Source organism: Shewanella sp. SP2S2-4 (assembly GCF_031932025.1).
Classification (GTDB): Bacteria; Pseudomonadota; Gammaproteobacteria; order Enterobacterales; family Shewanellaceae; genus Shewanella; species Shewanella baltica.
Genome location: NZ_JAUOER010000009.1, coordinates 22401 through 36472 on the forward strand (window position 1 = coordinate 22401; position 14072 = coordinate 36472).

The following is a 14072-nucleotide window of genomic DNA, read 5'->3' on the forward strand; positions in this document are numbered from 1 at the left end:
CAACTCAATATCAAATTTAAGCATGCCTCAAGTCCAACGACTTGAGTTGAATAGCTTAAGTCGAATAGCTTAGGCGCGAGTTCTGGCGACGGCATCTTGCCAACCTGCGTATAACCGCCCCCGAGTCTCGGCATCAATATTGGGGATAAAATGCTTATCGATACAAGCTTTATGTTCAAGCTCAATGACACTCTCCCAAAAGCCCACCGCCAAGCCAGCTAAAAATGCCGCGCCCAAAGCCGTTGTCTCACAAACACTCGGCCTTAGTACTTCGACATCGGTGATATCGGCTTGAAACTGCATCAAAAAATCATTGGCGACCGCGCCGCCATCCACCTTTAAACGCTTAAGGCTGACGCCACTGTCTTTGGTCATGGCATCGAGTAAATCTTTACTCTGGTAAGCGATAGATTCTAACGCCGCCCGAATAATATGATTACGGTTGGCGCCACGGGTTAAACCAAATAGTGCGCCACGGGCATTGGGATCCCAATAGGGTGCCCCGAGTCCCACAAAAGCGGGCACTAAATACACGCCATTGGTATCAGCAACCTTAGAGGCAAAATACTCAGTATCACTGGCGTCACGAATAAGCCCCAGTTCATCGCGCAGCCATTGAATGGTCGCGCCACCCATGAAGACTGAACCTTCGAGGGCATAGTTCACTTCGCCCTTCGGTCCCACGGCAACTGTGGTCAGTAACCCATGGTTAGAGCGCACCGCTTTGGTCCCGGTATTCATCAATAAAAAACAACCAGTGCCATAGGTATTCTTCGCCATGCCGGGCTCGACACACAGCTGGCCAAAAAGCGCCGCTTGTTGGTCGCCCGCCATCCCCGCGACTTGGATTTCACTGCCTTCACCGGCAATCCGCGTAGTGCCATACACGCTGCAGGAAGGCTTAACTTCTGGCAACATCGACAAGGGAATGTCTAAAGCTTCAAGTAACTTGTTATCCCAAGTCAGGCTATGGATATTAAACAGCAGAGTACGGGCGGCATTGGTGGGATCGGTGACATGCACTTTGCCCTCGGTTAACTTCCACACTAGCCAAGTATCGATAGTGCCGAACAACAACTCACCGCGTTCAGCTTGCGCACGGGCATTGGGCACATTATCTAGAATCCACTTGATCTTAGTGCCTGAAAAATAAGGGTCGAGTAATAGGCCCGTGTTTTCACGCACATACTCTTCTAGCCCTTGGGCTTTGAGTTGCTCACAAATTTGAGAGCTGCGACGGCACTGCCACACAATCGCGTTATAGATAGGTTTACCTGTGGCTTTCTCCCAAATGACTGTAGTTTCCCGCTGATTGGTAATGCCAATCGCGGCCACTTCATCGCTGTGGATCCCCGCGCGCGCCAGCACTTCAATTAATACTGAACTTTGGCTTGCCCAGATCTCCATGGGATCATGCTCGACCCAACCCGGATTCGGATACAACTGGGTGAATTCCCGCTGAGACACGCTGACAATGTTTGCGTCGTGATCGAACACTATCGCCCTTGAGCTGGTCGTGCCTTGATCTAAGGCCACCACGTATTTTTTCTGCACGCTTTCCTATCCTATTTCTATTCCGAGTAACACTCTGAATGCCCACGAGTTTGGCTCTATCACCACAACTACGGACTTAAAAAATAATTGTGGATACTGAATATATTCGCAATAACGCCCTATGACCAGCCCAACAGCGACGTTGCCCTAGCGTGGGCTAATTCAAATAAATCATAGAAAGCATACAAATAGAGTTGCAAACAACTAAAGACGACCTACGCTTACATATAATTAGAAAAATCTAATTGATAGAAATTCAGTAAATGCCAACACCGAGGTCGACGCATTGATGATTTAATCAGTTTGAAGGAATGCATGATGAAAAGAGTGATAGTGATAGGTGCAGGACTGGGTGGCGTTTCCGCCGCATTTGAACTTAAGCAACGACTTCCGGCCGACTGCGAAGTAGGAGTGATCAGTGAAGGAGACTATTTTCAGTTTGTTCCATCCAATCCTTGGATTGCCTTAGGGGAGCGAACACGTGATGAAATTAGCCTACCGATAGGCGCTTACTTGAATAAGCGCAAGATCAGTTACTCGGGTGAAGGCGTTACCCATATCGATCCTATTAAGCGTCAGCTCACTCTAGGCAACGGCAGCACCGACCACTATGACTATCTTGTGATCTGCTCAGGCCCCAAACTCGCCTTCGAGAATGTGCCTGGTGCGGGTCCCGAAGGTTTCACTCAATCTATCTGTACGTTAGATCATGCGGAAAAAGCCTACGCGTGTTTTCAGCAACTACTCGCCTCACCCGGCCCCGTCGTGGTTGGCGCATTACAAGGAGCCAGTTGCTTCGGGCCCGCCTACGAATATGTGTTATCGCTCGAACACTTATTGAGAAAACATAAAATTCGCCAGCATGTTCCCATCACTTTTGTCACCAGCGAACCCTATGTTGGCCATATGGGATTAGGTGGTGTTGGTGATTCTAAGTCCTTAATGGAACATGAATTTAGAGAGCGAAGTATCAAATGGATTTGCAATGCAAAAACCACTCACTTCGAGCCAGGCATGGCCTATGTGGATGAGCTAGATAGAAAAGGCGAAGTCGAGTTTCAACATGAGCTACCTTTCTCGCTCGCCATGTTTCTGCCCTCTTTCAAGGGCAGCGCGGCGATTGCAGCCGTACCCGAACTCTGTAATGAAAAGGGCTTTGTGTTGACCGATAGCTATCAACGCTCACCACGCTATCCCGAGATCTACGCCGCAGGTGTCTGTGTGGCGCTGCCGCCACTGGAAAAAACTCCCGTTCCTATTGGTGTACCTAAGACTGGCTTTATGATCGAATCCATGACCACTGCAATTGTGGATAATATTCTCGCCAGCTTAAAAGGCGAGTCTCCCAACACTAAACCCACACTCAATGCGATTTGTCTGGCCGATATGGGCGACAAAGGCGCCGCATTTGTCGCTTTACCCCAAAATCCACCGCGCAATGCTAACTGGACCTCCATGGGTAAATGGGTACATGTCGCCAAAATTGCCTTTGAGAAATATTTCCTCTACAAAGTTCGCCACGGAACGAGTGAGCCCATCTATGAAAAATATGTGCTCGGCAGTTTAGGTATCCATCGAACCCATGAGCCTGAAGATCCAAAACCACCTCAAGAATAAAACAAAAAAGCCCTGAAGATTCAGGGCTTGATTAAACTACGTAGAACTTACATCGTATAGCTCATCTGGATACCCGCAAGCCACACATCGCCGCTTGCTTCGCCGTTAAAGTTAACCGTCGCTAGATTCAATAGATTTTGTTGCTCGTTGATGGGCGCATCGCCTGTTGCTTTGATATAGGTTACAGCAAAATCAAGGTTCAGATTCTTAGTTGCCTGATAACCGGCGCCCACAGAGAACCACAGACGGTCAGAGTCTGGAATTGTGGTTGTGCGCCACTCGTCCTGCGCCGCCGTTTTATCTAGCGCCACACCGGCACGCACTAACCAAGCATTATTGACTTGGTAAGTGGTTCCCAGCGCGAAGCGCCAGTTATCTTCGAAGTGTTCTTCTTTAACTAAATCAGACTCTAAACCGCCCTTAGGTTTAACCTCGCCAGGGAAATACGCCACCAGTTGATCGAATACACTCCAATCGGTCCAGTTCACACTCGCGTGCATGGCCCAGTTATCGGTCAATTGGTGATGGGAAGCAATTTCTGCAAAAGCAGGCAATTCAAGTGGTAAATACCCTTCGATAGATACATCTTGGCCGCCGGTATAAATCACACCTGAAGCATGACCATCTAGCTCTAATTTAACGCCACTGTGATACGCAAAACCTAAACGGTGAGCGGGATTAATCTGCCAGCTTGCACCTAACTGCCAGCCGTAACCGATATCATCACCCTTCATGCTCTTAAGCTCAGTACCACCTGGTGGCAACACAGCCTGCACTGGAGCCGGCAGAGCAGGCTTGATACCATCGACCCAACCGGGTAATGAGGCACCAATTTCGCCCTCACCATAAACAATACGTACACCAGCACCGACGCTGACAGCGTCATTGATGCGATAAGCGATGTTTGGATTAAACTCAACTGTGGTAACCGAAGTCTTATTACCAAAAATGGCCGCGGCGTGGGTCGCAGGTAATTCAGTGGCGAGGCCATAGTTAGAGTTTACCGCTAGGCCCCAAGTCCATTGATCATTTAGCTGATTTGAATAATAAAAGTTAGGTACCAGCGCATCATCGGCCACATCCAGTGCATCGCCACCTTTCATAACGACAGGATCTGGACCAAGTAACGGTGAGCTTAGGCTCACATCACCAGTCACATCGACATTTGGCATCACATAAATACCACCCGCAGAGAGCTGACGACCTTCAAGGTAAGTTAGCATGGCTGGATTTCGACCTTGAGCCGAAGCGTTATCCGCCATAGCGGCTTCACCCGCAAAGGCGCGGCCTAACCCTGTGGCAGAATATTCGGCTAATTGAAAACCTGCGGCATGGAGTTGAGTCGTTGAACTTAACAAGGCTGCAGTGACAGCCAAAGTCAGAAGACGTTTTTGCATTATCATTCTCTAATCATCTTATTGTTATCTGTACTACTTAAATGAGTACTGCGGCATTCAGGCAAAATAGAGCAAACACTCCAGATTGAATGCGCAGCAGTTTACTTATGCAGAAGATGTTTGCAACCAAAGGAGATAAAACAGATGAAAAAACTAAATAAATTCCAATATTGGATATTTTTAGTGATAAAGATCAATATTCAAACATCAAAACACAGTCATCACTAGACTTAAAACTCGCTATTGGAGAAAACCAAAAAAGCAATAAAACCAATAAATATATTAATATCAATGAATTAAATAAATAAAAACCATAAACAACTGTAACTTATTTTTCTTAGCCACATTTAGCATAAATCACTAACATCTGAATGATTTTATATTTAGATAGAACAATCAGTTTAAATAAACATTAAATACAATACGTTAACTAATAGGCATTTAATAGAAAGGAACAAAAACGCCTAGATTTTCATCTAGGCGCATTATCAACATCCATCAGATGGTACAAATGTGCGCTGAAAACCTAACGGCGCCAGCCTTGGATTTGGGTTTCGTACTGACTGATTTGCGCAGCATGGGACAAGGTCAACCCAATCGCATCTAAACCGTTGAGTAGCTTATGTCTCGCCGATTCTGCCAGCGTAAAACTAAACTCGGCGCCCGACGGTGAAATCACTTTGCAGCTTGTGAGATCAACCGTAATTTGTGCACCTGCTTCTGCCGCCACTTCATCCATTAATTGGCGCACCTGCGCGTGGGTTAACACCACAGGTAATAGGCCGTTATTGATTGAGTTACCGTAAAAAATGTCAGCAAAACTCGGCGCAATAATCGCACGCAGACCAAAGTCTGCCAGCGCCCAAGGTGCATGTTCGCGGCTTGAACCACAACCAAAGTTTTCCTGCGCCAACAGAATCGACGCGCCTTTATAGCGGCTTTGATTCAATGAAAACTCAGGATTTGGCAGATCGCCCGCATCATCTAAATAACGCCAGTCGTGGAATAAGTGCACACCAAAACCATCGCGGGTCACCTTAGACAAAAACTGTTTCGGAATGATCTGATCCGTATCGATATTGGTGCTGTCTATCATGACCGCAAGCCCGCTATGGGTTGTAAAAGGTTGCATTAACTTCTCCTCTTGGGTTTACGGTAATTAGTAAGGTTTACGAATATCGACAAAATGCCCTGCCACCGCAGCAGCTGCGGCCATTGCTGGACTCACCAAATGGGTACGACTGCCGCGGCCTTGGCGACCTTCGAAGTTACGGTTACTGGTCGAGGCGCAGCGATCGCCCGCTTCTAATCTGTCGTCATTCATCGCTAAACACATAGAACAGCCCGGTAAACGCCACTCAAACCCCGCTTCGATAAAGATTTTATCTAAGCCTTCGGCTTCGGCTTGTGCTTTTACTTGGCCAGAACCTGGAACGACAATCGCGGTGACGCCACTCGCCACTTTACGGCCCTTGGCATGTACGGCGGCGCTGCGTAAATCTTCAATCCGTGAGTTAGTACAAGAACCGATAAACACCTTGTTGATACTGATATCTGTCATCGGTGTGCCCGCACTCAGGCCAATGTATTCTAAAGCCTTTTCCATACTAGCTCGGGTGCTTGGATTGGCTTCATCAATAGGATTAGGCACTTTGCCATCAATCGCAACGACTTGTCCTGGGTTAGTGCCCCAGGTCAATTGCGGCGCAATATCGGCAGCATCTAACTCAACGACAGCATCAAACACCGCGCCGTCATCGGTTTTAATGGCTTTCCAGTAAGCGACAGCCTCCGCCCAATCTTCGCCCTTAGGTGCAAATTCGCGGCCTGCTAAATAGTCGAAAGTGGTTTGATCCGGCGCGACCATGCCCGCCTTAGCGCCCATTTCAATCGCCATGTTGCACACTGTCATGCGGCCTTCCATCGACAGGGCTTCAATCGCCTCGCCGCAGAACTCCACCACGTAGCCAGTACCACCATCCATACCGATTTTACCAATAATAGCGAGGACGATATCTTTGGCGGTCACGCCATCGGTGACATGACCACGCACTTCAATCTTCATGGTTTTAGCTTTTAACTGACGCAGCGTTTGCGTTGCTAACACGTGCTCAACTTCCGATGTGCCAATCCCAAACGCCAATGCGCCAAAGGCGCCGTGGGTGGCGGTATGGGAATCGCCACAGACAATCACAGTGCCAGGTAAGGTAATGCCTAACTCTGGGCCCATTACATGCACAATCCCTTGATTAGGATGATGAATATCATATAAGCGCACGCCAAAGTCTTTACAGTTTTGCGCTAGGGTTTCCACCTGAGTGCGCGCCATCGGGCTTAGGGCATCTAAACTGGCGCTGCGGGTTGAAGTATTATGATCCATAGTGGCAAAGGTTTTTTCCGGCGCGCGCAGCTTGCGACCCGCCACCTTCAAACCGCTGAATGCTTGAGGTGACGTCACTTCATGGACTAAATGTCTGTCGACATAAATGACCGGCGCTTCGCCTTCAGGAGAAGCAACGATATGTGCATCCCATACTTTTTGGTACAAGGTCTTTGCGTTCGTCATTACACACCTTCCTTTATAGCATTGGCGATAAAGTCACCCATTTCTGCCGTCGATTTCGCTTCACTACGCTTGTCGCTGCTCAATAACTCACCGGTTAAATAGCCAGAGTTCAAGGCTTTGCTCACGGCGCGCTCAATCGCACTCGCCGCTTCTTCTTGTTTCAAGCTATGACGCAACATTAATGCTGCCGACAGAATTTGCGCGACTGGGTTGGCTATCCCTTTACCCGCGATATCCGGCGCACTGCCACCCGCAGGTTCGAATAAACCAAAACCACTGCTGTTCATGCTCGCCGATGACAACAAGCCCATAGAGCCCGTTAACATGGCGATTTCGTCGGATAAAATGTCACCGAACAGGTTAGAACATAACATCACATCGAACTCATCGGGGCGGCGCAGCAGCTGCATAGTCGCGTTATCGATATAGATATGTTCCAGCTCGACATCGGGGAAATCCACCGCCACTTCTTCAACCACTTGGCGCCACAACACTGAACAAGCCAGTACGTTGGCTTTATCCACTGAGGTGACTTTTTTACGACGACCACGGGCGGCTTCAAAGGCGATGCGGGCGATACGGCTAATTTCGCGGCGGCTATAACGCATGGTATCGAAGGCTTCTTCATTCTCGCCTTCACCTTGGCGGCCCTTTGGCTTACCAAAATAAATGCCACCGGTTAACTCACGCACACATAAAACATCAAAGCCACGGGCAGAGATATCGCTACGCAGCGGTGACATATGCTCTAGGCCATCGTGCAGTTTGGCTGGGCGCAGATTGCAAAACAGTTCGAAGTGGCCACGCAGAGGCAATAGCGCGCCGCGCTCAGGTTGTTCATTTGGCGGTAACTTTTCCCACTTAGGGCCACCGACTGAACCAAATAGAATCGCATCGGCCGCTTCACAACCTTTTAGCGTGGCATCGGGAAGTGGGCAACCGTGGTTATCGATGGCAATACCGCCGACATCGTATTGTGTATATTCGATATTTAAATCGAATCGCGCTTCCACTTCACGCAGCACTTTACGCGCCTCTGCCATCACTTCTGGGCCGATCCCGTCCCCTGCTAATACTGCTACTTGATAACTCATACGCCAGCCAACTCCTTTAAATGTGAATGCTTTATGCTCGACCTTGCTATTCTTTGGAAGCTTTTAGCGACTAGACGCCGCCTAGCTCTCGACTCTTTTGCATGCTTTGTTTGTAATCGGCGACCTTGTCTGCGCGGCACGTTAAGTTCATCACATGCACTAAAGCGCGCGCCGAGGCTTCAACGACATCGGTCGCTAAACCTACACCGTGGAAGTTTTGCTCGTGGTAAACGGCAGTAATGTCCACTTGACCTAAGGCATTTTGGCCTACGCCCTTTGCGCCCAACTTGTAGCTGATGATGTCGATACGACGATCAGTAGCACGGGCAATCGCGTTATAGGCGGCATCAACGGGACCATTGCCAGTTGCGGCTTCGGTTTTAATTTCACCGCCCACTTCGATACGAACGGTAGCTGTGGCAACGCCTTCGGTAGAGTCAGACTGCACCACTAATTGCTGCAATTGATAGTGATTATCTTCTTCGGCCTGCGCTTCCATAAAGGCTAAGGCTTCTAAATCATAATCAAATACTTGGCCTTTTTTATCTGCCAATTTTAGGAACTCTTCGTACAGCGCATCCATATTGTAATCGTGCTCGCTATAACCCATTTCCTCCATGCGATGCTTGATCACATGGCGACCAGATCGCGAAGTCATATTCAAATTGTTGCGATTCAAACCTATGCTTTCTGGCGTCATGATTTCATAGGTATTTTGTGCTTTTAACATGCCATCCTGATGGATGCCCGACGAATGGGTAAAGGCATTGGCACCGACAATAGCCTTGTTCGCCTGCACTGGCATATTGCATAACTGGCTGACTAAATTAGAAGTACGGTGAATTTCTTTGGCATTAATGCCCGTTTCTAATCCCAACATCCCCTTACGCGTCGCTAAAATCATCGCGATCTCTTCCAGTGAACAGTTACCCGCACGCTCACCTATGCCATTGATCGTACATTCAATTTGACGCGCACCGTGTTGCACTGCAGTTATCGAGTTAGCCACAGATAAACCTAAGTCATCGTGGCAATGCACTGAGATCACCGCTTGGTCGATGTTCGGCACGCGGTTAAACAGGGTTTGGATAATAGTGCCAAACTCGCTTGGCACTGTGTAACCGACCGTATCGGGAATGTTAATGGTACGCGCGCCAGCAAGAATGGCGGCCTCCACCATGCGACACAGATTATCGATTGGCGTACGTCCCGCATCCTCACAGGAAAACTCCACGTCGTCGGTAAAGCGGCGTGCATATTTCACGGCGCCTACGGCCATCTCTAACACTTGATCGAAAGAACGCTTCAACTTGCTCTCAACGTGAATCGTCGAGGTCGAGATAAAGGTATGGATACGGAATTGATCAGCAACAGACAAGGCCTGCGCCGCAGCATCGATGTCCTTTTCAAGTGCGCGGGATAACGCGCAAACGCGGCTATTTTTGATGGTGCGCGCTATGGTTTGCACCGACTCAAAATCACCGGGTGATGAGACTGGAAAACCCACTTCCATTACATCAACACCTAGACGTTCCAGCGCCATGGCGATCTGTAACTTTTCTTTGACCGAAAGGCTTGCGGCTAACGCCTGCTCACCATCACGTAAGGTCGTATCAAATATAATTACTCTGTTAGACATCTCGCTTCTCCGTGGAACGTCACCGTTCATTATTTAACTTTTGCCGTATTCAGATACAAAAAACCCCGCAACATTTGTGCGGGGTTTGTGAATGCTTTGCCTATTTATCGAGCGTGCAACACTAAGACCTCCGCGTATAAACCGCGAGGAGAGAGAGGAGGAGGTCGAGTTTGCTGCTAATTCTATTCATTTTATTTAAATATTTATTCTGTTCAAATAATCTAGGACGGTTAATATTTAACTTGCCTAGCCAAGAGTGTCAACCCTAATTTTTTCATGTTCCACTGTTCCGCCCCGTCTTAAGGCCAATAACTGTGAGTTTTATCGCCAAATTAGTGATCGACCCCACAGAATTAACCCGCTGTTTGGATTCAGAAATCACTGGGATGTGTTAACTTATTTCTCTTAGAAAAAAATAGTTTTTTATGCAAAAAACGATTAAGAAAAGTTATAATCCCGCCTTAGTGATTAAGGATATTAGAGCTTACGCATTTTATGGAGCACAAAATGGATTTTCGCGTCTTAGTACTGAGCCTGTTGTTATGGCTGTTCCCCTTTGGGGCCAGTGCTATAGACAAGTTAGATGAGCTCACAGAACTCGTCTACCAATATCCCAGTAAAGCCCTGACTCAAATCACAGCCTTAGAAAAACAATTTACGACCCGCGCCACTTCTGACATTAATCGACTCAGATTGAGCGTATTGAAATGCCAAAATCTGCTGCAACTGGGTGAGAACGAAGCCGCAATCAACGTGGCACAGTTAGGCGAGGCCAATGCTAAACAGCTTAAGCTCGATCAGGTTCGCCCCTACTTTTTGATTTGCCAAGCCGACGCCAACCTCAACTACAACAATATTCAAAATGCGCTGCCCTTGCTGGATTCAGCCATTACCTTAGCGCGACGCTATCAACAACCCCAAGCCTTAGTCGATGCCTTACGTTTACGTGGTCAACTCGATACCGACACAGATAACTTCTCCTCTGCCATCGAGGATTTACGTCTGGCCATCGATATTTATCCAGATATTCATACTCAAACCCAGAATTGGGTTTGGCCTCCACAAGCCTATATTTATGCGGCCATGGGCAATTTACTCTACGCAACCCATGATTTCCCCCAGGCCATGTATTACACCAACTTAGGAATACAGAGCCCGGATGCCAAGGGTAAAGTGTTACACATCATTCTACGAAATGCGGCAAGAATAGCGCTCGATAATCAAGAATTCGATTACAGTGACCAACTCGAAAAACAAGCAAAGGCACTACTGCCTGAACTCGGTTCGCCACTAGAGCTTGCCTACAGCTATGCCATTTTGGCATCAATCTCGCTCGATAAAGGCCGCATCGACGCAGCAGAAGAATACCTTTCTATCGCCATCAATACCTTCAAGAAGCACAATCAGCAATTGGCTATGATGCGCTCGACCCGTCTGCTGGCACAAATACGCTTTGCCCAACATCAAGACGATGCCGCATTAATCCTAATGAATCACGCCATTGAACAAGCTGAAAATCTAAAACAGTATTCTGATCTCAAAGGATTTTACGGGATCATGAGCGATCACTACTTAGTGCAAGGAGATTTTAAGCAGGCCTATTCTTTCTTACTCAAACGCTATCGAGCTGCCGAACTCGCCAATCAAGGGATGAACACTGCACGGATATTGCAATTTAAAGCCCGCCTGAATCAACAAGATTTGCAGCAGGATCAGAATAGTCCTGCGCCAGAAAAGGCATCGATCCTCCAAGAGTTAAATCTAGACTGGGCCTATAGCACTTTGTTCTTAATTGCGATGACGTTACTCGGTGGGGCTATTTGGTATTTGATTGATAAGCAAAATAATCGAGCGCCCCGTATCGAAGGCGAGGAGCCTGCGGAAACTCTGCTCCAACAAGTCACATCGGCCTTAAACATTGCCAAACAAGGTAATTATCCGCTGTCTTTATTACTTTTTAATGCGAGTCAAATACGGCAAGTTGACTTGCCGCCCCTGCAGGATGAGCTACAGCACAGATTGCGAGAGCAAGATAAGTTGATCCGATATTCGATGGATGAAATTGTGATTATCCTACCGCACACCTCTGCAGCTGGTGCTAAGAAAGTCGTCACTCAATTAGTGGCCTGTATTCAGCCTTGGCAGGGGTCAAGCAAGGTCAATATTGGTATCGCGGCAATGCAGCAGTTTGATACGTTAGAGTCTTTAATTAAGCGCGCCAGTATCAATCAATTAGGCAAGGTTAAAATCAGTGAGAATAATCCAAACCATTATTCTCCCGCTAAATAAGCCGCGATTTCATCGAGAAAAGCGTCGCCGAAACGACTCAGTTTACGCTCGCCCACTCCGTTAACGGCGAGCATTTCTCCTGCACTGGTCGGCATCATGGCCGCCATTTCCGCCAGCGTCGCATCGTTAAACACTAAATACGGCGGCACATCTTGCTGCTCAGCTATGGTTCTTCGCAGTAACTTGAGTCGCGCGAATAGCTTACGGTCGTAGTTCAGCGGCGCCTTAGACTGGCTCACCTTGCGTTTTGTGGTCGTTAACTGAATGCGCGGTTCGGCGAGCATTAATGCCACCTCACCTTTGAGTACAGGTCGTGCCGATGGGTTTAAGGTTATAGATGAACCTCGCGTCACATCCTGACTCGCCAGTCCCAAGTGGATCAATTGACGGATCACGCTCAACCAATACTCATGGCTCTTGTCTTTACCAATTCCCCAAGTCGTAAGTTTGTCATGGCCTCGGTCAACAATCGGGGCGCCTTTCGAGCCGCGCAATACTTCAATTAAGTGATTAATACCAAAACGCTGGCCTAAACGGAAAATACATGACAACACCTTTTGCGCATCTTCGGTGCCGTTATAACGCTTAGGCGGATCGAGGCAAATATCGCAGTTACCACAGGGCTCTAGTGCGCTCTCATCAAAGTAATGCAGCAACACTTGGCGGCGGCAGGTTTGCGCCTCAGCAAACGCCGCCATGGTATTGAGTTTATGGAATTCGACTTGCTGCTGCGGTCCGGGCTCAGACTGTTCAATCAAATGTCGCACCCGGCCAATATCGGCAGGATCAAACAACATAAAGGCCTCGGCATCAAGCCCATCACGGCCCGCTCGGCCCGTTTCCTGATAATAGGCTTCGATACTTTTAGGGATATCGTAATGCACCACAAAGCGCACATTCGACTTATTGATCCCCATACCGAAAGCCACAGTGGCGACCACTATATCGATTTGATCTTTAAGAAAACTGTCCTGCACTGCGCCACGATCTTCCTGCGTCATTCCCGCATGATAGGCCTTAGCATTAAAACCTTGCAGACATAAACGATCGGCAACCTCGTCGACACGGCGTCGGCTGCTGCAATAAATAATCCCGTTGGTGCCATTTTGCTGGGTTAAAAAATGCCGTAACTGATTCGCAGCATTGAGCTTTTCCGCCACTGTGTAGCGAATATTAGGCCTATCGAAACTCGAGAGTAAACGGAACGGGTCAATCCCAAGTCGCTCGCAAATACTCTGCCGAGTCGCCTGATCCGCCGTTGCCGTCAGCGCCATCATAGGCACATAGGGGAAGAGTTGCTTTAACTGGCCGAGCGCCGCATATTCAGGGCGAAAATCATGACCCCATTGACTGATACAATGCGCCTCATCGATGGCAAACATCGCTAGCTGCAACGACTGCATTCGCTCAATAAAATCTGCGGTTAATAAGCGCTCAGGTGACACATAAAGTAGTTTTAACTCACCGTGGCGCAGTTGCCTTAACACTTCGGCACTCTGCTCGCGCGGCAAAGAAGAATTGAGATAAGCCGCAGCAACACCGGTTTGCAATAAACTATCGACTTGATCTTTCATCAAAGAAATCAATGGGGAAACGACAATAGTGATGCCATTCATCATCAAAGCGGGCAGCTGATAACACAAACTCTTACCGCCGCCCGTTGGCATAATCACTAAGCAATCTTGCCCGCCGCAAACACGTTCTGTCACCTCCCGCTGACCGTCCCTAAAGTCACGGTAACCAAACACCTGTGCTAGGCGTTGCGAGAGCGGATCATCATGCGTGTCGAGTACGAGCTTTTCCATGGATCTTCTATGTCAAAAGTGAGGGGGCCTATTCTATACCCAAACTAGTTCAAAATGCAGGATTCAACGGTAATTTAAAGTACTTTAGACTAGGCCATTCATCGCGATTGT

General features: G+C 48.1%; 9 protein-coding genes. 2 read left to right on the plus strand and 7 right to left on the minus strand.

All coding sequences use genetic code 11. From position 1 onward, the window contains the following. Positions 1-69 precede the first annotated feature (69 nt). Positions 70-1554, minus strand: a complete 1485-nt coding sequence (glpK, locus tag Q4Q54_RS09050; protein ID WP_311906418.1) for a glycerol kinase GlpK — start codon at positions 1552-1554, stop codon at positions 70-72. A 315-nt stretch (positions 1555-1869) separates the two neighbouring features. On the opposite strand from glpK, the gene Q4Q54_RS09055 reads away from it, so the two are divergent. Further along, entirely contained in the window at positions 1870-3171 is a 1302-nt protein-coding gene (locus Q4Q54_RS09055; RefSeq protein WP_311988254.1) for an FAD-dependent oxidoreductase, read from the plus strand. Between the two features lie 47 nt (positions 3172-3218). Here Q4Q54_RS09055 and Q4Q54_RS09060 read toward each other — a convergent pair whose 3' ends face one another. From Q4Q54_RS09060 to leuA, 5 genes are all read right to left on the minus strand, one after another. Then, positions 3219-4568 carry an outer membrane protein transport protein gene (locus tag Q4Q54_RS09060; RefSeq protein WP_311988255.1) on the minus strand — a complete coding sequence of 450 codons (1350 nt, stop codon included), beginning with the start codon at positions 4566-4568 and terminating at the stop codon, positions 3219-3221. A gap of 526 nt (positions 4569-5094) precedes the next feature. After that, the gene (gene leuD, locus Q4Q54_RS09065; protein WP_311988256.1) at positions 5095-5700 is read right to left on the minus strand and encodes a 3-isopropylmalate dehydratase small subunit; all 606 of its coding nucleotides are present in this window, start codon (positions 5698-5700) and stop codon (positions 5095-5097) included. Between the two features lie 27 nt (positions 5701-5727). Next, on the minus strand, positions 5728-7134 hold the full coding sequence (gene leuC / locus Q4Q54_RS09070; RefSeq protein WP_311988257.1) for a 3-isopropylmalate dehydratase large subunit: 1407 nt from the start codon (positions 7132-7134) through the stop codon (positions 5728-5730). Beyond that, a complete protein-coding gene (gene leuB, locus Q4Q54_RS09075; RefSeq protein WP_006079879.1) occupies positions 7134-8228 on the minus strand; it encodes a 3-isopropylmalate dehydrogenase in 1095 nt (364 codons plus the stop codon). The genes leuC and leuB overlap by 1 nt, the downstream gene beginning before the upstream one ends. Positions 8229-8298: 70 nt before the next feature. Beyond that, positions 8299-9867 carry a 2-isopropylmalate synthase gene (gene leuA / locus Q4Q54_RS09080; RefSeq protein ID WP_107949505.1) on the minus strand — a complete coding sequence of 523 codons (1569 nt, stop codon included), beginning with the start codon at positions 9865-9867 and terminating at the stop codon, positions 8299-8301. A gap of 507 nt (positions 9868-10374) precedes the next feature. Between leuA and Q4Q54_RS09085 the strand changes: the two genes are divergently transcribed. After that, positions 10375-12156 (plus strand): diguanylate cyclase domain-containing protein, encoded by a 1782-nt coding sequence (locus tag Q4Q54_RS09085; protein ID WP_311988258.1) that lies wholly within the window; start codon positions 10375-10377, stop codon positions 12154-12156. On the opposite strand, the gene recQ is transcribed toward Q4Q54_RS09085, so the two are convergent. Continuing rightward, on the minus strand, positions 12138-13961 hold the full coding sequence (gene recQ, locus Q4Q54_RS09090) for a DNA helicase RecQ (protein WP_311988259.1): 1824 nt from the start codon (positions 13959-13961) through the stop codon (positions 12138-12140). The genes Q4Q54_RS09085 and recQ overlap by 19 nt on opposite strands. Positions 13962-14072 lie beyond the last annotated feature (111 nt).

Excerpts from the sequence above, each read along its gene's own strand:
- Q4Q54_RS09085 (WP_311988258.1), top strand. The coding sequence starts at position 10,375 with ATGGATTTTCGCGTCTTAGTACTGAGCCTGTTGTTATGGCTGTTCCCC.
- leuC (WP_311988257.1), bottom strand. The coding sequence starts at position 7,134 with ATGACGAACGCAAAGACCTTGTACCAAAAAGTATGGGATGCACATATC.
- Q4Q54_RS09060 (WP_311988255.1), bottom strand. The coding sequence starts at position 4,568 with ATGCAAAAACGTCTTCTGACTTTGGCTGTCACTGCAGCCTTGTTAAGT.
- recQ (WP_311988259.1), bottom strand. The coding sequence starts at position 13,961 with ATGGAAAAGCTCGTACTCGACACGCATGATGATCCGCTCTCGCAACGC.
- leuA (WP_107949505.1), bottom strand. The coding sequence starts at position 9,867 with ATGTCTAACAGAGTAATTATATTTGATACGACCTTACGTGATGGTGAG.
- Q4Q54_RS09055 (WP_311988254.1), top strand. The coding sequence starts at position 1,870 with ATGATGAAAAGAGTGATAGTGATAGGTGCAGGACTGGGTGGCGTTTCC.
- leuB (WP_006079879.1), bottom strand. The coding sequence starts at position 8,228 with ATGAGTTATCAAGTAGCAGTATTAGCAGGGGACGGGATCGGCCCAGAA.
- leuD (WP_311988256.1), bottom strand. The coding sequence starts at position 5,700 with ATGCAACCTTTTACAACCCATAGCGGGCTTGCGGTCATGATAGACAGC.